A 19,214-nucleotide genomic window follows, 5' to 3' on the forward strand; every position below is an offset into this window, starting at 1 on the left:
TTTCATATATAATAACTAAAAAATGAGATGAATAAAGGATTGAAATTTGTTATTTTAAGACTATGATATCTTATAATCAAAAAATAATATAAGTAATATTTAATGCATTCTTTAGTTACAAGTCGTATACAAAATAATGATGATATTTTCTAAATACGAAAATTGCAAAAAGATTTATATCATATAAAATAGTATTGAGATTAAGGAAGAATTAAATGAAAACCACACTTATATTGTGATGTTAGAATTAACTATATAAACAAACATTTAAAAGTAGTACAAAAAGCAAATTAAAAAGATACAAATGAATGTCAAATGACATTACCTATGTAATTTTATGAGGGTGTTTAGATGGTCAAATAGCTATAATAAGAGATGTGGTTCCTCCTTTATAGATTTGATACAAAAAAAGATATCCAAAGATAAGTGCCTATTGGTTTAGAGTATTATCTGAAACTAAAGAATAAAATTAAACTTTAAGAGGGCATTAGTTTTACTAGTGCCTCTTTAATTGATAGGATAACAAATGTTAAAAGAAGAAAGACAAAAAATAATTCTAGACAAGTTAAAAGAAAACGACATTATCCAGGTTTCTCAAATGACAGACCTCCTTGATGTGACAGATATGACCATCAGGCGTGATCTTAAGGAGCTTGAAGATAAAAACCTCCTCGTTAGAATCCACGGCGGGGCGAGTAAGGTTGAAAAGGCGAGGCCTAGGGAGTTTTCAAACGAAGAAAAACTACTCCAAAACAAGGATTTGAAGATAGAAATTGCCAAGAAAATCAATGGAATAATGCTTCCTGACCAAAATATTTTTCTGGGAGCAGGTTCAACTATAGAATATGTTAGCGAATTTATTGGAGAAAAGAAACTCAATATTTTCACCAATTCACTCTACCTTTTTAAGAAATTAGTCTTTCTTGATAATGTAAATATTAAGCTAATTGGAGGGGAATTTAGGAGGGTGACAGGGGCCTTTGTTGGGCCTTTAAGCCTAGACATTGTGTCAAAAATGAGGTTTAACCAGGCCTTTATAGGCATCAACGGAGTAAATAAGGGTAAGGCCTACACCTATAGCCCAGAAGAAGGGATCTTGCAAAAGATGATTCTTGATAATTCCTTTGACAGATACCTAGTTTCAGATTCCTCCAAGCTTGGATATGAAGACTTGTATCATTTTTATAATATAGAAGATGCAAGATTTATTACAGATTCAAAAATAACCTCTGACCAAGCTTCAGAGATAGAAAAATATAGCGAAATTGTAAGATAGAAATTTCTATAAAGGAGAAAAGATGATTTTAACCATTACAGCAAATCCTTCTGTAGATATGTCCTACCAGCTCGATAAATTTAATATCGACGGAGTTACAAGGACTGATAAGGTTATTAAACACGCTGGCGGCAAGGGCATCCATGTGGGTTATGTCCTCCACGACCTAGGAGAGGAAGTTGTCCACTCTGGTTTTGTGGGAGGCAAGCTTGGTGAATTTATAGAAGAAGGGCTCGAAGCAAAGGGCCAAAAGGCAAGATTTATCAAGATTAAAGAGCCAACAAGAAACTGCCTTGCTATCCTTCATGAAGGAAAGCAAACAGAAATCCTTGAGGCAGGCCCAACCATCAACCCGGCTGAGAGGGAAGAATTTATAAATAAACTTGACCAAATAAGCCAAGGTTGCAAGGTAATTTCTATGTCAGGCTCCCTTCCAAAAGGCCTTGATCCAAGTTTTTATAAAGAGATAATTTCTTATGGGAAAAATAAAGGTATATTCGTTGCAGTTGACACTTCAGGGCAGACCCTAAAAGATGTTGTAAACGCTGATATCAAGCCGGATTTAATCAAGCCAAACGAAACAGAAGTGGCAGATTTATTAGGCGAGGAAATTACCAAAGACAATATCAAAGACGCCCTAGAAAAATCTCCTCTAAGCGAGATAGAATATGTAATTGTATCCCTAGGCTCAGATGGAGCTGTTGTAAAAGTTGGGGATAGAGTTTTTAAGGCAAGTGTTCCAAAAGTTACAGCAGTAAATCCTGTTGGCAGTGGCGATTCATCCCTAGCAGGGGCAATCTTTGCCATTTCCAGGGATAAAAAACCTGAAGAAGTGATTAAAACCTCAATGACATGTGGGCTTTTAAATGTCCTAACAGAAGAAATAGCCCATATAGAAATAGAAAAGTTTGATAAATACTACGAGCAAATCCTAGTGGAGGAAATATAAAAATGAAAATATCAAAAGAAAAATTAGCAAACCTAAAAATATTAGTAAATGAAGATGGAGCCATAGCAGCTCTTGCCATTGACCAAAGAGGATCAATGGAAAAAATGATGGAAAAAGCAAACCCAGACCTAAATAACGTTGAAGGTATCGGCGCCTACAAGGAATTAGTATCAAAAGAACTAACACCATACGCATCATCAATCCTACTTGACCCAATCTATGGAGAAAAAGGAATCAAAGCTAAAGATGAAAATGCAGGCCTCATCCTATCCTACGAACAAACAGGTTATGACGAATACGATGAAGGAAGACTACCACGCCTAATCGACTTCATGAGCGTTCTAAGAGCTAAAGAAATGGGAGCAAATGCAATAAAAACCCTTCTCTACTACGACTGCGATGACGAAGAAAAAACCAACGACATCAAAAAAGCATGGGTAGAAAGAGTAGGCTATGAATGTGAAGGTTTAGGACTACCACACTTCCTTGAAATCATCACCTACGACAGAAACATGGACTCAGAAAAGAACGCTGAATACGCAAAAGTAAGACCACACAAGGTAAACAGCGCCATGAAAGAATTCTCAGATCCAAGATACAAGGTAGACGTATTAAAGGTAGAAACACCAACAAATATGAACTTTGTAGAAGGCCTAGGCAAGGAAGAAGCAGTTTATACAAGAGAAGAAGCAATCAAACATTTCAAAGACCAATCTGAATCAACCAACCTACCATACATCTTCCTATCAGGAGGAATTACAGCAAGCCTCTTCCAAGAAACATTGAAACTTGCCAAAGAAGCAGAAGCAAACTTCAACGGAGTACTATGCGGTAGAGCTACATGGAAAGACTCAGTAGAAATTTTCGGAAAAGACCAAGCAGAAGCTAAAAAATGGCTAGAAACAACAGGCAAGGAAAACATCCAAACCCTAAACGAAGTCCTAAAACAAACAGCTCATTCTGTATTTGATAAAATAGAAGAAGCGTAAAAACAGCTTAGTTTATGACCTAAACCCCAAAATCCGGAATACGGATGGAGGGGTTTTTTTGACTAGTTTTGCTTGAGTTTTAACTCTTGGTCTTTAAATAATTTCGAGTATTTAGATATGTATTAACAGTATTTTGAGAATGATATGTGGAAATTAGTTTTAATAAGCAAAAAACATTTGACAAAACATAAACAATATGAAATAATATAATAGAATATTCTATTAATATATTCTATTTATATATTCTGTTATATTATTATGGAGGGAAAATGAAAGCTAAAAAATTGTTGGCAGGACTCTTATCTTTATCAATTTTATTTGCCAGTGCTTGTGGTAATAAAGATGTTGGTCCTAAGGAAGAAGCAAAGACAGAAGAGGATTCTACTTCGAAATCTGGAAAATTTGAAGGCAAAGGTGAAGGTCTCAATGGAGATGTAAAGGTAGAAATTACATACGAGGATGGAGAAATCAAGGATGTAAGTGTTGTAGACCATAAAGAAACTGAAGGAATTGCAGATCCAGCCTTGAAACAAATACCTGAGAAGATAGTAAAAGAACAAAAAATCAATGTTGATACTATATCAGGAGCGACATACACATCAAAAGCTATAATAGATGCTGTCAAAAAAGCTTTAGAAGCGGCGGGTGCCAATACAGATGATTTCATGAAAGAATCAAAAGAAGCGAATAAAGATGGCGAAACTATAGAAAAAGAATACGATGTTGTAGTTATTGGCGGTGGTGGATCAGGCTTGGCAGCTACTGTGGCAGCTTTAGAGGAAGGTGCTAGTGTATTAGTGTTGGAAAAAATGCCAACAGTAGGTGGGTCTACAATTATAGCAGGCGGTCAATATAATGCAGTAGATAAAAAAAGGCAAGATAAAATGCCAATGAGGAAGGATACTTTCGAATCTGTAAAGTCATACTACGAAGAAGAGGCAAAGAATGACCTTCACCAAGAACTCATGGATAAACTAAAAGAGCAAGTAGCTGAATACGAAAAAAGTGGAATGGAAAATACCTTTGATTCGGTAGAATTACATGCTCTTCAAACTTATAGAGGTGGAGACTATGTAGGAGATCTAAATCTCATTTATCAATTTACCAAGGGAGCTGAAGAATCAATAGGTATTCTTGAGGGCCTAGGTGTAGACTTCGTTGATGAAGTATTCACAGTAACTGGCGCTTTGTGGCCAAGAACTCACCAATTTGTTAAACCTCTTACAACTGGCCCTATAGAAGCTTATATGGAATATATAGGCAAGGCTGGGGATAAAGCTGAGATTATTTATGAAGCTAAGGCTGAAAATTTAATTGTTGAAGACGGTAGGGTAGTGGGAGTTGAAGCTAAACAAGGAAATGATAAGATCATAGCAAAAGCAAAAAAAGGTGTAGTTATGGCTACAGGTGGCTTTGCTAGAAATAAGGACCTTGTTAAAAAATACGGCATCCACTGGGAAGGCTTAGAAAAACTTGGTTCTACTAACGCAGTAAGTGCTACTGGTGATGGTATTATTATGGGTGAAGAAGTTGGAGCAAACCTTGTAGGAATGGAATGGATTCAACTCTTACCGGTAGGAGACCCAAAAACAGGTGGTATGCAAGGGAATATTTCAATAAATGCTGCTAACCAGTTATTTGTAAATAATCAAGGCAAGAGATTTGTTGCTGAAGACCAAAGACGAGATGTATTAACCCAAGGACTGATGGAACAAGATGGTAAAGAAATGTGGATTTTACATGATGCACATGAATATACGGATGAAACTGTTAAAAATGACTTCAATGAAGAAATAGGAGAACTTGTTAAAAAAGGTGTAGCTGTAAAAGGCGATACTATAGAAGAATTGGCTGAAGCTATGGGTGTTCCTGTAGAAAATCTAAAAGCCACAGTAGATGACTATAATAAAGTGGTCGCTGGTGAAAAAGAGGATGATTTTGGAAAGAAATTGCTCCAAGATTCGTTTGACAAGGGACCTTTTTATGCATCTAGAAGAGTGCCTACTATCCACCACACAATGGGTGGTCTTCAAATCAATGAGGCTTGTCAAGTTATTGATAAGGATGGAAAGATAATACCTGGCTTATATGCTGCTGGAGAAGTAACAGGCGGTATCCATGGCTCAAACAGACTGGGCGGAAACGCTATACCAGATACAGTAGTCAATGGTAGAATAGCTGGAAAGAGCGCTGCAAGTAGTAAATAAAGTAAGAGCATGGGCCTAGGTCCATGCTTTTTATGTTACAGAAGTGAGGTATGTTAATACTATGGGAAAAATACATGTTAACGATAAAAAAAAGAAAATAGTAGATACAATAGCTTGCTTGATAGACGAAGATGGCCTTAAAAACATTTCTATAAAACAAATTTGTGAAGAGGCTAATATATCAATAGGAACTTTTTATCATTATTTTGATTCTAAAGATACAATAGTCGATGATATGTTTGAGGTTTTAAATGAATACTTTTTTGATAATGAAGAGATCATAAGGTCACAAAAAAATTCCAAAGAAGCAGCCATATGTTTTGTAAGAAGCTTTGGAGAATTTGTGGAAGAATGGGGATATTATGCAAATGTCCTCATATCAACAGCTAAAGTAAGAAAAGATATAATATCTAGACCTGATCACGATATGTGGAAGATATTAAGGTCTATATTAGAGGAAGCTATTGAAAATAAAGAAATTTCAAACACCTATGATTCGTATTTCTATACTGATTCTATAAAAGCCGTAATTAGAGGGAGTCTTTTGGAGTGGATATATAAGAAAGATGACTTCCATTTAACAGATCTAATAGTAAAAAGGGTTGAGTGCTTATTAAATTAGTCGCAAGATGTTACTAGTAGGTATTTAGTAATTAACTATTATCTAGTACTAGACTTTTAAATATTGTTTTTGAAGACATCATGAAGGAAAAAGAAATAATAGATAAACTTAAGGTAGATTCCAGAAATAGGTCCTACACGGCTAGGGGCCTTGGTCTGATTTTTTAGTTTAATAAGGATTGTAAAATCCTAATTATCGGCCAAGCTCCTGGAAAAAAGGTCGAAAAGACTGGTCTTTTATTTGATGATAGGAGCGGGGATAATCTGGTTGACAGGCAGGTGGTATTTATCCGCCTATTTTTTATTTTTCTTATATTTAAGTGAATATATCGGGTATCATATAAAAGAAGATTTTGTTTATTTAAAATTACGGAGGATTTATGTTTTTTAAGGCTGATTATTTTATATTAGAAGACTCTATGCTCGAAGACTATTTTATGGAAGTTAAGGATGGAGTCATTGTTGGATTTTCTAAAAACGAACCAGATGAATACGAATATTTAGGAGAAATTGTAGCTCCTGGTCTTGTCGACACCCACATCCACGGCTATGCTGGCAAGGATATAATGAATGCTGAAGAAGGGGCATTGAATGTTATTTCTAAGGGACTTTTGGAGTGTGGGGTTACAAGCTTTTTGCCAACCACCCTTACAGATTCCAAGGAAAAGACAGATGCTGCCCTCAAAAGAGTTGCAGCAGAATATAAAGATGTAGAAGGAGCCAAGGTCAGGGGAATTTTCCTTGAAGGACCATTTTTCACTGAGAAATACAAGGGTGCCCAAAATCCTGCCTACATGTCAGATCCAAAAATCGATTATTTAAAGGATTGGATTGAGCTTTCAGATGGTTTGGTAAATAAAATCGCCATCGCTCCTGAAAGAGAAGGAGCAGAAGACTTTATCAAAAAGGCTAACGCCATGGGAGTGAGAGTTGCCCTTGGACACTCTGATGCGACTTTTGACCAGGCTGTGGCAGCTGTTTACGCTGGGGCAAATATTTTTGTCCACACCTACAATGGCATGAGCGGTCTCCACCACAGAGAACCAGGAATGGTTGGGGCAGCTATGTCTACAGATGCCATTTCAGAGCTGATTTGTGACGGCCACCATGTAAATCCAAATGCTGCAAATATCCTAATGAACGCCAAGGGTAGGGACAAGGTTGCCCTAATTACCGATTGTATGAGCGCTGGCGGTATGGCTGATGGGGACTACATGCTAGGAGATTTCCCTGTTAGGGTTGAGGGCGGCACAGCAAGGCTTAAGGACGGCGGCTCTCTTGCAGGTTCTATACTTAAATTAAAGGAAGCTGTTAAAAACGTAGTTGATTGGGAAATTGCTGATATCTTTGAAGCTATCCAAATGGCAAGCCTTGTGCCAGCCAAGTCTGTTGGTATAGACAATATCTGCGGCAAGCTTAAGGAAGGCTACCCTGCTGACTTTATAGTTCTTGATTATGATATGAACCTAGAAAAAACATTTTTAAATGGCAAATTAGTTTATAGCAAATAATATAAGATATTTAGAGCTTCTCAGAAATGAGGAGCTTTTTTTATATAGGATAATGATAATCGTTATTGACAATCTTTTAAATTTTTATTATAATTATAAGGGTTAATTAAATAAATAACTAACAATAAGCTTTAAATAGCTTAGGATAATTATTATATAAATTTGGAGGAATTATGAAAGTAAAACATAAAGTAAGCTTAGCCCTAGCCTTATTATTGGCGATTAATATAGTGCCTGGAAGAGTAGATGCCAGTCAGGTAATGGAAGAGATGCCTAAGCAAGAAACTATGAGTGAAGAGAAGGATGTTGAAAATCCTATATCACTTAGTGATGAAGCCACACAGGATGATGAAACAAAGGCTTTTGAGGAAAAAGTTGCTAAGGCTAAGGAAGAACTTAAAAAATATTTAGACTCAATGGATGAAGAATCTGTTGACAATCCAGCTATAGCCTACGAAGGACAAACCAAGGAAGATATCAAAAAGGCCATAGCAAGGGCAAAAGAGCTTTTAGCTGATGAATCTATAGACCAAGCTAAGCTTGAAGAAATGGAAAAGATTCCTTTTAAGAAAGTAGATGGCAAGAAGAAAGGTTTATTTAGAGACTATACCCATAAGGCCTTGGTAAATTTTGAAGTAGTGGGTGAGAGAACAAATAAGAATCCTCACAACAATAAAGCTTATGTAGGACTTAGGGATAATAAAATCAAGATTAAATCAAGCTTTAAGGGCCTAAAAAAATCTGGAGAAAGCAAAAATAAATTTATAAAATTAAACTATGTTACAGAAGCTGATTATCAGGCAATGAAGCTTGATGGAGTATCAGCTGCAACACCAAAATACAAAAAACAAGAACTCCCTCAAGATGATTACATAATAAGGGAAGTGGAAGATGGCTATGAAATAGAAATCACCAAACTACCTGCAGATGCGAAATTCATCAAACCTGTAGCCCTAGTTAAATTTGCTGATGGAACATATTTTGAAAATGGTGATATAGTCTATGTCAAAAACGAAAAATCATCAGCTAAGCCAGCAAAGGCTGAAAAAGTAGATCAAAAGAGCGGAGCTACAGAAAAGGCAAGCGAGAAAAAAGAAGAAAAAATTTCAAGCAAAAAAGTTAAGGAAGTTAAGAAGGCAGACTCAACAAGCGAAGCTACAAAGAAAGATAAAAAAGAAGAAGCGAAAGTAGGAACTAAAGCTGCAGCCAAAAACGCAAAAACAGGCGTGGCATCTTCAATAGCAGCTATCCTAACTCTAGGAGCAAGTTCAACAGCTCTCTTTGCAAGTAAAAAAAGAAAATAATATTCTAAAGAGTCCTTGGGACTCTTTTTTTAAAAAAAATCATTTATAGGTCCTGTATATTTATTTGGAAAAACCGTTTGCTTGGTTTATAATAAGCTTATAAAGCATTTTAAATTTAGATAAAGCAAAAGGAGATAGAGATGACAGATTATAGGATTGAAAGAGATTCTTTAGGAGACCTTAGGATTCCAAAAGACGCTTATTATGGAGCAAATGCTTATAGGGCCTACGAAAATTTCAAAATTACGGGCAAGGCTATGGACCCATATTTTATTAGGGCTATTGTTGAAATTAAAAAGGCTTGTGCTATTCAAAATAACAAGGTTGGCATTCTTTCAGATAAGAAAAGCAAAGCTATTGTTGCCGCTTGTGATGAGGTTTTAGCAGGCTCATATATAGGAGACTTTATCGTTGACCCTATCCAAGGTGGGGCAGGAACTTCTTTTAATATGAATGCCAACGAAGTTATTGCAAATATTGCAAATGTGGCCCTCGGCGGGACTCTTGGTCACTACGAACACATCCACCCAAACGACCACGTAAACCTCGGCCAATCCACCAACGACGTTATACCGACAGCTGGCAAAATCGCTATAATTCGCTATATAAAAGACCTTGCGGAAGATACAGAAAAACTAATCGTAGCCCTTGATAAAAAGGCAGAATACTTTGACGACTATGTAAAAATGGGCCGCACCCAGCTTCAAGATGCTGTTCCAATCACCCTAGGCCAAGAATTTAAGGCCTATTCTAGGGTTGTGGAAAGGGGGCTTTTGAGGTTTAAAAAGGCCATCGAAGAGCTTTCTTCAATCAACCTAGGCGGCACAGCTGTGGGAACTGGCCTTAACGCTGACGATGATTTTGTAGAAAATATCGACAAGGTCCTAAGGGAAATCACAGGCCTCGATTTAAAACAAGCAGAAGATTTGATAGACTCCACCCAAAACCTAGATGGATTTTTATTCACTTCTTCAGTTTTAAAAACTTTTGCAGCCAGCCTTTCAAAGGTGGCAAATGACCTAAGACTCTTATCTTCTGGTCCGACAACAGGTATTTCAGACTTCAACCTACCAGCCAAACAGGCAGGATCTTCAATCATGCCAGGCAAGGTAAACCCAGTAATACCAGAAGTTGTAAACCAGGTTGCTTTTTTGGTTGTAGGCAATGACCTAACAGTAACCATGGCAGTTGAGGCTGGTCAATTAGAGTTAAACGCATTTGAACCTATAATTTTCTACGCCCTAATCCAGTCAATAACAAGCCTTAGGGGAGCAATTCAAACACTCACTCTTAATTGCATAGAAGGCATCACAGCCAACAAGGAAAAACTAAGGGCTAAGGTAGAAAATTCTGTAGGAATAATTACCGCCTTTGCCCCACATATTGGTTATGATATGGCTTCAGCTATCGCCAAACAATCAATGAAGGAGTCTAGGCCAATTAGGGAGATAATTTTAGAAAAAGGCCTCATGACAAGTGCTGAGGTTGACAAGATTTTAGACTATAGAAAGATGACCAAACCGGGTATCTTAGATGAAGAACATATGGAGACACACTAATGGATTTTAGGATAGAAAAAGATTCCATGGGGGAAATCAAGGTCGCAAATGACAAGGTCTGGGGAGCTCAAACCCAGAGGTCTTACGAAAATTTCCCACAAGGAGTGGCAATCATGCCCCTTGAGCAAATCAAATCTATGGTTATTGTTAAAAAGGCAGCGGCAATAGTAAATAATAGCCAGGGCAAACTTGATGATGTCTATAAAGAAGCCATTGTTAAAGCTTGTGACAAGGTTTTGGCAGGTGGCTATGAGGACCAATTTCCACTTACAGTTTATCAAACAGGGTCAGGCACTCAGACAAATATGAATGTAAATGAGGTTATAGCCCACTTGGCAAATGAAATTTTGGGTCAAAAGTTAATCCATCCAAACGATCACGTAAACATGAGCCAGTCAACAAACGACTCTTTTCCAACAGCTATCCACCTTACAAGCCTAAGGATGATAAATGAAAAATTACTTCCAGAAGTGGATGAAATCGCTGATGAGTTTTACAAAAGAGCAGAGGACTTTGAAGGAATCATAAAAACCGGCAGGACCCACCTCCAAGATGCAACTCCTCTTAGGCTATCAGATGAAATTAGAACTTACGGGGACCTTATAAAAAGGGACGGGGATTATATTAGACAATCTGCCAAGGCCTTGGAATATTTGGCAATCGGCGGGACAGCTGTTGGCACAGGCCTAAATACCAAGGAAGGCTACGATACAAAAATGGCTGAAGTCTTATCAGAACTTACAGATTTAGATTTGAAGGCTGATTCCAATAAATTCCTCCAATTATCAAGCAAATATGGCATGGCCAAGGCCCACGGGGCTATCAAAATCCTTGCCTCAGACCTACTAAAAATCGCAGAAGACATAAGATTTTTATCATCAGGACCAAGGACAGGCATTGGCGAATTAATTATTCCGTCAAATGAGCCAGGCTCATCAATCATGCCGGGCAAGGTCAACCCAACCCAGGTTGAGATGCTTGCAATGATTTGCCTTGAAGTAATGGCAAATGACCAGGTCATTACCATGGCCAACTCTCTTGGCCAACTCGAGCTAAATGCCTATATGCCTCTAATAATTTACAAGATGGTGGATTCGGTAAAAATCTTATCCAAAGGCCTCCATTCCTTTAATATCCACCTTGTGAAGGGCCTTGGCCCTAATGAGGAAAAAATCAAAGAAAATCTTGAAAAATCCCTCATGTTAGTCACAGCCCTTTCCCCACATATAGGCTATGATAAGGCAAGCGAGATGGCGAAATTTGCCCACAAGGAAGGCCTAAGTCTTAGAGAAGCTAACCAGAGGCTGGGCTTTGTGACAGATGAAGAATTTATAAAAATAGTAGATCCAAAAAAGATGGTGTAAATGAAAGAATATATCAAAAAAGGCTCTTGGAATGACAGGGCCTTTCAATTTTTAAACAAGTTAATAGGAGACCACGGCAGGGATAATCCAGCTTATAATCCAGAAAGAAATCCCTTTGCAGTCTTTGACTGGGACAATACCTCTATAATCGGAGATGTGGAAGAGGCGGCATTTTATTATTTGGTGACAAATCTCGCCTTCAAAATAAATCCTGACGAGCTTTATAAAATTATTAGGAAAAACGTTGATAAATCAGATTTTGCTGACCCTTATAGAAACCTTGATGGTAAGCCTATTAATATTGATAAGATTTCAAATGATATATACGAAGCCTATAGGAGGCTTTATGGGACTTCCGATAGGTTGGGTGGGGACCTTCCTTTTGAAATAATCAAAGAAACCAATGTTTATAAGGAATTTGTGGCAAAGATGATTTTCCGCTACAAGGCGGCTGAATATGACAAAAATGCCAGAGATCCTTATTGCTGGATGACCTTTCTTTTTACAAATTACAAGCAAAATGAAATTGAAGAATTTTGTGAGAAAGCTTTCGCTTTTGTAAAAAAACAAGAGGCTAGGAGGGAGATTTTCACATCTCCAGAAATGGAATCAGAAGCTGGCAGGATTTCAGTTTCTTATTTTGTAGGCATGGGCGATATTCCAGAAATGGCTAATCTTTTCCACACCCTAGAGCAAGAAGGAATTGATGTTTACGTTGTATCAGCATCCTTCATTGACATAGTAAGGGCTTTTGCGACTAAAAATTCCTATAAATTTGATGAGAAAAAAGTCCTTGGCCTAAGACTAGCCAAGGATGATGAAGGGAAAGTCCTCCCAGAACTCGACCACTATTTTCCACTTACCCAAAAAGCTGGCAAGTCAGAAACCATTAGAAAGCTAATTCAAAATGAAACTAACTATGGGCCAATCTTAGTTGGGGGCGACAGCGACGGCGACTATGCCATGATGACAGATTTTGAAGTCACAGACTTGGGTCTGATTATTGATAGGAAGCTAGGGGGAGAAATAAATAACTTAAAAGAGGCTGCCCTCAAGGGGTCTTGCCGTTATTTGCTCCAGGCCAGAGACCAATATGGGAAGAAATTTATTAGACAAGAGAGGTCAATCTAATGTATTTTGAAGACTATGAAATAGGTATGATCTATAAAGATATTGAGCCAATCAGCTTTACAGAAGAAGAGCTCATCTATTACGGGGAAAAATACGACCCAAGACCAATTCACACCGACAAAAAAGCTGCCGAAAAATCCCCCTTTGGTCAAATAATAGCCCCAGGATCTTTTTCCAATATGGCTTTTTGGGGCCAGTGGGTAAAGACAAAAAAAGACAGGGAAGGGATGATAGCAGGGATTGGAATCTCATATGCAAGATGGCACAAGCCGGTATTTGCCAATGTAAAATACACTATAGAAGTAGAAATTATTAACAAAAAAATTTGGAAAGAAGGCAAAAATGGCCAGGTCACTTTTATTATGAGGGCCTTTGATCCACAAGGGGACCTAGTAAGTGAATACAGTCCCTATGGATTGGTCCGCTGTAGGCCAAATTAGATGCAAAAATTATAGAAAATATTAAAAAATTGATAAAAGAAAACCTGTCCTAGCTTATTAAAAAAAGTTAGGAAAAGGTGTGCAAATAATTGTTAATAATTTAATTAACTAAAATTTTTGATAAAATATTTTTCTAAAATCACACAAATTGTAAGGGCATACAAAGTGACAAACAAGACATTTTAGATATATTGGGAAAATTTGATTTCCAAAAATTATCACAAAAATCCTCTTAAAGGTGTTGACATAAAGGTTTTTATCATATATAATTTTAACTGGTAGAAAGAATGGTTTTCTTAGAGATGACCAAATTTATAAAAAAATTATTTTTTTAGGGTCTGGGGCTAAGATTCTAAAATATTTTCATTTCTATTAATTTCTTCTACCAAATTGCAAAGGTTTACATATTATATTATTAAAAGGAGAGAAAAATGAAAAAAATTGGTTTAATTCCAAGAATGTTATTAGGTATCCTTCTTGGTATTCTAATCGGTAAATATTTACCAGAATCAATAGTAAGAATTTTTGTGACATTTTCATCTATCTTTGGTAACTTCCTAGGATTCATAATCCCACTTATGATCTTAGCTTTCGTTACTAAGGGTATAGCAGACCTTGGAGAAGGTGCTGGTAAATTACTAGGTATTACAGTAGCTATTGCATATTGTTCAACACTTGTTGCAGGTTCTGCATCATACTTTATGTCAAGAGCAATCTTCCCAAACTTTATCAGCGAGAGCCAAGTAGCAGCTATCCAAGCAGCAGATGAAATCAAACTTGACCCATATTTTAGCGTAGACATAGCACCATTCTTTACAGTAACAAGTGGTATCATCTTCGCCTTTATGCTAGGTATTTGTATTTCATGGTTAAGAAAAAAAGGTTCTGGCCAATACCTCTACGGTGCAGTTGATGAATTTAACCAAATCATCACCCAAGTACTAGCAGTAGCAATTGTTCCAGTTCTTCCATTCTTTATCATGGGTAACTTCGCAAAGATGGCATTCACAGGTTCTGTATTTGCAGTACTTTCAATCTTCTGGAAGATATTTATTTGTATCATAGCCCTACACTTAATCTACATTACAATAATGTTCCTTGTGGCAGGTTCTTATTCAGGCAAAAACCCATTTGCTATGCTTAAAAACGAGCTTAGAGGTTACTTCACAGCAGTAGGTACCCAATCTTCAGCAGCAACAATTCCAGTAAACTTACAATGTGCTGAGGCAAATGGTGTATCTAAGCCAATCAGAGACTTCGTAATTCCACTAGGAGCTACAGTTCATATGCCAGGTTCTATGATTACAATCACAGGTTGTGTCTTCACAATCCTAACAATGTACAACATGGACCACTCATACGGTCTAATGATCCAACTTATCGGTATCCTAGGTGTAGCAATGGTAGCAGCACCTGGCGCACCAGGTGGCGCAATCATGTCAGCTCTTCCATTCCTACCAATCGTAGGAATTAGCCCAGAGTCAGCTATGGCTTCACTTGCTATTTCCCTATACCTAACCCAAGACTCATTTGGTACAGCTGCAAACATCTCAGGTGATACAGCTCTAGCAGTAGCAGTAGATAAGTTCTACCACAAAAACATATTAGGCGACAAAGACTGGGTAGCAGATCCAGTTAAATAAGTAAAGTAAAATTTTTGCAAATTAGGGGATGTTAAGGCAATATTAATGACAAATTAATAGGCTTAACAGCCCCTTTATAATTTAAAAAGGAGATATTATGGCAGTAAATTCTTCAGTATTTGACATAATGGGACCAATTATGGTTGGCCCATCAAGTTCACATACAGCTGGAGCTTGTAAAATAGGTAATATTGCAAGAAGGATGGTAGATAGGAACTTCAACGAAGTTGATTTTTACCTCCACGGTTCCTTTGCCAAAACCTACAAAGGCCACGGCACAAACAGGGCACTTGTAGGAGGGGTATTGGGTTTTGAACCAGACGACGACAGGATAATAAATTCTTTCGACTATGCGGACGAGGCTGGGATCAAATATGAATTTTTTGAAACAGACCTTGGAGATGTCCACCCAAACACAGTTAGAATCGTCTTTAAATACTCAGATAGGACTCCACTTGAAGTCCAAGGCTCATCTATAGGTGGGGGAGCGATTGTAATCACAAAGATAAATGGCAATGCTATTGAATATAAGGCAACCAAACCAACCCTCTTTATGGCCTATGGCGAACAAAAGGGAGTAATTGCCCATGTATCAGGCATCCTCTTTGAATACGGCTACAACATCCACATGATGAAAACCATCAAAGACGGCGATAATGTAATGCTAGTTTGTGAGCTAGACGAACCACTAAAAGAAGGCATCCTTGAAAAAATCAGGGAAGGCAAAGACTTCACCTTCTTGAAATATATAGGATAGGATTAAATATGCTTACTACAATGAAATTATTAAAGGAAAGATGCAAGGAAGAAAATCTTAACCTTTGGCAATTAGCCATAAAAGACGAAATAGAAAACACAGGTAAAACCGAAGAAGAAATCTTCGCAAGGCTACAAAAAACCCTAGACGTAATGAAGGCTTCAGCAAAAAGAGCCCTAGAAGAAGACGTCAGAAGCGTGACAGGCATGACAGGCGGCAATGCAAAGAAAATGCACGAATACTTTTTAGGCGGCAAATCAGTCCTAGGCGAAACACCAGCTATGGCCATGGCCTTCGCTCTATCAACATCAGAAGTAAACGCAGCCATGGGCAGGATTGTAGCAGCACCAACAGCAGGATCAGCAGGTATTATCCCTGCAACAATGATGACCATGCTAAACAAATATAACTACGACGACAGAAAACTTTGCGAAGCCCTTTTAATAGCCACCCAAATAGGACAGGTAATCTTTGATAACGCAACATTTGCAGGTGCAGAAGGCGGATGCCAGGCAGAAACAGGATCGGCATCAGCCATGGCAGCCGCAGCAGTATGCTACCTTAGAGGATACGACGTCGAAATCCAAGAAAACGCAGCAACAGCAGCCCTCCTAAACATCATGGGCCTAGTCTGTGACCCAATCGGAGGCATGGTAGAATTCCCATGCAACTTAAGAAACGCCAACGGCATCATGAACGCCCTAGCAAGTGCAGACATGGCCATGGCAGGGGTAGAAATGTTTGTAACATTCGATGAAGCAGTAGAAGCCATGAAGAGAGTAGGAGACAGCCTACCAGAAAGACTCCGCGAAACAGGAGAAGGCGGCATAGCAGTCTGCCCATCATCAATCAAACTAAAAAGAAAATATATAGACAAACTTCCAGAAGAGGAAGAGTGAAAATAGAAAATAGAACCAGGATTTGATACTGGTTCTATTTTTTATGGTCTATTTTTCCAATTTTTTCAAATGTTCTTTAGCAAGCTTGATATATTCCTCCATTACTTTGATTCTAGCGTATTTCTTTTGGTTTGATCCTACTATTACCCATGGGGCGTAGGCTAGGTTGGTTTTTTCTAGCATTTCGTCCATGGCTTCTTGGTATTGGTCCCATTTTTTGCGGTTGCGCCAGTCTTCGTCGGTGATTTTGTATTGTTTGTCTGGGTTTCTTTGTCTGTCTTTGAAGCGTTTTAGCTGTTCGTCCTCATCAATGGTTACGAAAAATTTGATGACAAGGCTACCATGGTCGTGGATTTCTTTTTCCATGTTAGCAATTTCTCCGTAGGCCCTGTCCCATTCGTTGACTTTGGCGAAGCCTTCGACTCTTTCGACCATGACCCTGCCGTACCAAGAGCGGGAAAAGATGCTGACGTAGCCGTCTTTTGGAAGTTTGGTGTAAAATCTCCAGAGATAGTTTCTTTCTAATTCTTCCTTTGATGGGGCGGAAATCCCGTAGACTGTGTAAAGTCTTGGGTCAACTTCCTTGATCAATCTCTCAATGGCACCATCTTTTCCGGCTGCGTCGACACCTTCAAAGACCAAGACCTGGCTGATGCCTTTTTCATAATATTTATACATCAAATCTGCCACTTCTTTTTGGAGTCTATCCTTCTTTTTTTGGTAGTCTTCTTCGGAAATTTCCTTTGAAAGGTCTAAATTCTTGAGGATTGACTTGCCCTTGATATAGGTCCTTTCGATATTTTCATTTTCCTTTCTTTGCCTAATGACCCTTTCAAGTCCCTGGCTTAGCCTGTCTATTGCTATACCCAAGGCTTCCTTGGAGGCGGCTTTCCTGTCGTTTGAGTCGATTATATCCCAAGGTGCATAAGGGAAATCTGTGGCTTCTAGTAATTTTTTGAAGTGTTTTTCATAGGCTTCGTAGTGTTTTTCCTGGTCCTTATCAAGGCCATCTATATAAAAATCTTTTTTGACAGAATCCTTAAGGGCCTTAATTCTAGCCTTTTGCTCGTCTTTGTCGACGTTTAGGAAAAATTTGATAATGATTGTTTGATCGTCAAAAAGGGTCTTTTCTGTATTTTTGATTGAAGAAATCCTAGACTCAATTTCCTTATCGGATAATTTTAAGTTTTCAAAAAGCTTGTAGTAAAAAGACCTATCAAAAATCTTTATATTGCCCTTCTTTGGCACATTTACCCAAAACTTTCTTATAAATGGATAGGAATCATCCCAAGCATCGTCCTTGTCAGGCACAGCCACGTCAAAATTTTTGGCGGCAAACTCTCGGGTCAAATCCTTAATCACATAGCCTCTGCCCGAAGATTCCCAGCCGTCAACGATAATTAAAATTGGAATATTAAGGTCGGAGCAAATCCTTGCCATCCTACCCAGCCTTTCGGCCAATTCAGACCTCTTAAAATCTTGAAATTCTAGCTTCCTATTTGTAGAAATAATATTAGCCATAAACGCCATCCTTTCCTATCTTTAATCTATTTTTACCCCCAAAATCATCTTTCCAACAAAAAAAGAGACCTAAGCCTCTTAAAGTTTTTTAAAAAAATTATTAATCTCCATAAACACTTGGCCGCTTTCTCCAAGGTCTGGGTGGGTGATGGCAAAGCCGTGACCCAAAGGATGGGCAGAAGTTTTCTTGAAATCTAGTAATTTACTTTTAATATTTTTCTCATCCAGGAATTTTTTTACGCTAAGAGCTTGGTCCCTGATAAAATCTTCCTCGCTAGTTGTAATCAAAGTGGGAGGCAAATTGGCAAGGGCCTTTAGAATATCATCTGTAAAAGGAATTTGCTTATGGGTCAAGCCTCGTCTTGCAGGCTCATTTATGAGGGAAAGAGAACCTGATTTTAAAAGACCAGTCATAGGTGAAATCAAAGCCAGTCCTGAAATTCTAATATCTTTTGCGTCGATGTCAAAAATTTCCCTGAAATTTTCATCCTTCATAAGGGCAAAGGCCGCAAGGGTCAAAAAAGAACCCGCAGAATCAGAAGTAAGAAAAATCTTTTCGGGATTTAGATTCAATTTGCAAGCATTATCGTAAATATAGGAAAAACCGTCAAGGACATCCTTGATTTGGTCCCTAAAAGTCACATCAGGAAGGAGCCTGTAGTTGATATTAACAACATTAAAACCAAACTTGGCAAGATAAATGCAAGCTTGTTTGCAAATCTCCTTAGTCCCATAAACAAGCCCACCACCGTGGACGTTAATCACAGTAGGGAGGGCGTTTCCAGTAGATTTTCCGTAATAAATATCAAAATAATGGTATAAATCCCCGTCGTCCTTATAGGAAAGGTCAGAAACAACCTCAACACCATCAGTAGAATAAGAAGCAAGCGCCAAACGCTCGCGATCATTTTTATTTAACATTTCAATAATATCTCTAAGACCCAAATTAGGATATAGGTCCGAATGTTTTTCAACCATAGCGCCCCCTAAAACTATATAACTTAGTTTACCATAAAAATGTTGGAGAGCTCAAGTGTGTATTA

The 19,214-nt window shown here is 37.9% G+C and carries 16 protein-coding genes and 1 pseudogene; 15 read left to right on the forward strand and 2 right to left on the reverse strand.

The features are described from left to right. Positions 1-526: 526 nt before the first annotated feature. From J2Z38_RS07530 to sdaAA, 15 genes and pseudogenes are all read left to right on the forward strand, one after another. Positions 527-1,276, forward strand: coding sequence for a DeoR/GlpR family DNA-binding transcription regulator (locus J2Z38_RS07530; protein WP_209774443.1), 750 nt, complete (start codon positions 527-529; stop codon positions 1,274-1,276). Positions 1,277-1,298: 22 nt separating this feature from the next. Next, positions 1,299-2,225 (forward strand): 1-phosphofructokinase family hexose kinase, encoded by a 927-nt coding sequence (locus tag J2Z38_RS07535; protein WP_209774445.1) that lies wholly within the window; start codon positions 1,299-1,301, stop codon positions 2,223-2,225. A gap of 2 nt (positions 2,226-2,227) precedes the next feature. Next, positions 2,228-3,214: a tagatose 1,6-diphosphate aldolase gene (locus J2Z38_RS07540; protein WP_209774447.1), complete on the forward strand. Its 987-nt coding sequence runs from the start codon at positions 2,228-2,230 to the stop codon at positions 3,212-3,214. A gap of 269 nt (positions 3,215-3,483) precedes the next feature. After that, a complete protein-coding gene (locus tag J2Z38_RS07545; RefSeq protein ID WP_209774448.1) occupies positions 3,484-5,421 on the forward strand; it encodes a flavocytochrome c in 1,938 nt (645 codons plus the stop codon). Positions 5,422-5,482: 61 nt separating this feature from the next. Further along, a complete protein-coding gene (locus tag J2Z38_RS07550; RefSeq protein ID WP_209774450.1) occupies positions 5,483-6,043 on the forward strand; it encodes a TetR/AcrR family transcriptional regulator in 561 nt (186 codons plus the stop codon). A gap of 80 nt (positions 6,044-6,123) precedes the next feature. After that, positions 6,124-6,312, forward strand: a pseudogene (locus J2Z38_RS10770) (uracil-DNA glycosylase family protein); the annotation flags it as partial. Between the two features lie 110 nt (positions 6,313-6,422). Beyond that, positions 6,423-7,553 carry an N-acetylglucosamine-6-phosphate deacetylase gene (gene nagA, locus J2Z38_RS07555; protein WP_209774456.1) on the forward strand — a complete coding sequence of 377 codons (1,131 nt, stop codon included), beginning with the start codon at positions 6,423-6,425 and terminating at the stop codon, positions 7,551-7,553. A 173-nt stretch (positions 7,554-7,726) separates the two neighbouring features. After that, positions 7,727-8,857 carry a sortase gene (locus J2Z38_RS07560; protein ID WP_209774458.1) on the forward strand — a complete coding sequence of 377 codons (1,131 nt, stop codon included), beginning with the start codon at positions 7,727-7,729 and terminating at the stop codon, positions 8,855-8,857. 140 nt (positions 8,858-8,997) lie between these two features. Beyond that, positions 8,998-10,416, forward strand: coding sequence for an aspartate ammonia-lyase (locus tag J2Z38_RS07565; protein ID WP_209774459.1), 1,419 nt, complete (start codon positions 8,998-9,000; stop codon positions 10,414-10,416). After that, positions 10,416-11,780, forward strand: coding sequence for a class II fumarate hydratase (locus J2Z38_RS07570; RefSeq protein ID WP_209774461.1), 1,365 nt, complete (start codon positions 10,416-10,418; stop codon positions 11,778-11,780). The genes J2Z38_RS07565 and J2Z38_RS07570 overlap by 1 nt, the downstream gene beginning before the upstream one ends. Beyond that, on the forward strand, positions 11,781-12,911 hold the full coding sequence (locus tag J2Z38_RS07575) for an HAD family hydrolase (protein ID WP_209774463.1): 1,131 nt from the start codon (positions 11,781-11,783) through the stop codon (positions 12,909-12,911). Continuing rightward, positions 12,911-13,351 (forward strand): MaoC family dehydratase, encoded by a 441-nt coding sequence (locus J2Z38_RS07580; protein ID WP_209774465.1) that lies wholly within the window; start codon positions 12,911-12,913, stop codon positions 13,349-13,351. The genes J2Z38_RS07575 and J2Z38_RS07580 overlap by 1 nt, the downstream gene beginning before the upstream one ends. A gap of 431 nt (positions 13,352-13,782) precedes the next feature. Next, positions 13,783-14,994, forward strand: a complete 1,212-nt coding sequence (locus J2Z38_RS07585; RefSeq protein WP_209774467.1) for a dicarboxylate/amino acid:cation symporter — start codon at positions 13,783-13,785, stop codon at positions 14,992-14,994. A gap of 97 nt (positions 14,995-15,091) precedes the next feature. Then, the gene (sdaAB, locus tag J2Z38_RS07590) at positions 15,092-15,751 is read left to right on the forward strand and encodes an L-serine ammonia-lyase, iron-sulfur-dependent subunit beta (protein WP_209774468.1); all 660 of its coding nucleotides are present in this window, start codon (positions 15,092-15,094) and stop codon (positions 15,749-15,751) included. Between the two features lie 8 nt (positions 15,752-15,759). Then, positions 15,760-16,650 (forward strand): L-serine ammonia-lyase, iron-sulfur-dependent, subunit alpha, encoded by an 891-nt coding sequence (sdaAA, locus tag J2Z38_RS07595; RefSeq protein ID WP_209774470.1) that lies wholly within the window; start codon positions 15,760-15,762, stop codon positions 16,648-16,650. 48 nt (positions 16,651-16,698) lie between these two features. On the opposite strand, the gene J2Z38_RS07600 is transcribed toward sdaAA, so the two are convergent. Together J2Z38_RS07600 and J2Z38_RS07605 are read right to left on the reverse strand one after the other, a co-directional pair. Continuing rightward, on the reverse strand, positions 16,699-18,171 hold the full coding sequence (locus J2Z38_RS07600; RefSeq protein WP_209774472.1) for a hypothetical protein: 1,473 nt from the start codon (positions 18,169-18,171) through the stop codon (positions 16,699-16,701). A 78-nt stretch (positions 18,172-18,249) separates the two neighbouring features. After that, the gene (locus J2Z38_RS07605; protein ID WP_209774473.1) at positions 18,250-19,149 is read right to left on the reverse strand and encodes an alpha/beta hydrolase; all 900 of its coding nucleotides are present in this window, start codon (positions 19,147-19,149) and stop codon (positions 18,250-18,252) included. Positions 19,150-19,214 lie beyond the last annotated feature (65 nt).

It is taken from the genome of Anaerococcus degeneri, assembly GCF_017874475.1.
GTDB lineage: Bacteria > Bacillota > Clostridia > Tissierellales > Peptoniphilaceae > Anaerococcus > Anaerococcus degeneri.

What these genes read in the sequence shown, in the direction of transcription:
- J2Z38_RS07540 (WP_209774447.1), top strand. Translation starts at nt 2,228, where the DNA reads ATGAAAATATCAAAAGAAAAATTAGCAAACCTAAAAATATTAGTAAAT.
- J2Z38_RS07535 (WP_209774445.1), top strand. Translation starts at nt 1,299, where the DNA reads ATGATTTTAACCATTACAGCAAATCCTTCTGTAGATATGTCCTACCAG.
- J2Z38_RS07570 (WP_209774461.1), top strand. Translation starts at nt 10,416, where the DNA reads ATGGATTTTAGGATAGAAAAAGATTCCATGGGGGAAATCAAGGTCGCA.
- J2Z38_RS07560 (WP_209774458.1), top strand. Translation starts at nt 7,727, where the DNA reads ATGAAAGTAAAACATAAAGTAAGCTTAGCCCTAGCCTTATTATTGGCG.
- J2Z38_RS07580 (WP_209774465.1), top strand. Translation starts at nt 12,911, where the DNA reads ATGTATTTTGAAGACTATGAAATAGGTATGATCTATAAAGATATTGAG.
- nagA (WP_209774456.1), top strand. Translation starts at nt 6,423, where the DNA reads ATGTTTTTTAAGGCTGATTATTTTATATTAGAAGACTCTATGCTCGAA.
- J2Z38_RS07605 (WP_209774473.1), bottom strand. Translation starts at nt 19,149, where the DNA reads ATGGTTGAAAAACATTCGGACCTATATCCTAATTTGGGTCTTAGAGAT.
- J2Z38_RS07545 (WP_209774448.1), top strand. Translation starts at nt 3,484, where the DNA reads ATGAAAGCTAAAAAATTGTTGGCAGGACTCTTATCTTTATCAATTTTA.
- J2Z38_RS07565 (WP_209774459.1), top strand. Translation starts at nt 8,998, where the DNA reads ATGACAGATTATAGGATTGAAAGAGATTCTTTAGGAGACCTTAGGATT.
- J2Z38_RS07600 (WP_209774472.1), bottom strand. Translation starts at nt 18,171, where the DNA reads ATGGCTAATATTATTTCTACAAATAGGAAGCTAGAATTTCAAGATTTT.
- J2Z38_RS07575 (WP_209774463.1), top strand. Translation starts at nt 11,781, where the DNA reads ATGAAAGAATATATCAAAAAAGGCTCTTGGAATGACAGGGCCTTTCAA.
- sdaAB (WP_209774468.1), top strand. Translation starts at nt 15,092, where the DNA reads ATGGCAGTAAATTCTTCAGTATTTGACATAATGGGACCAATTATGGTT.
- J2Z38_RS07550 (WP_209774450.1), top strand. Translation starts at nt 5,483, where the DNA reads ATGGGAAAAATACATGTTAACGATAAAAAAAAGAAAATAGTAGATACA.
- J2Z38_RS07585 (WP_209774467.1), top strand. Translation starts at nt 13,783, where the DNA reads ATGAAAAAAATTGGTTTAATTCCAAGAATGTTATTAGGTATCCTTCTT.
- J2Z38_RS07530 (WP_209774443.1), top strand. Translation starts at nt 527, where the DNA reads ATGTTAAAAGAAGAAAGACAAAAAATAATTCTAGACAAGTTAAAAGAA.
- sdaAA (WP_209774470.1), top strand. Translation starts at nt 15,760, where the DNA reads ATGCTTACTACAATGAAATTATTAAAGGAAAGATGCAAGGAAGAAAAT.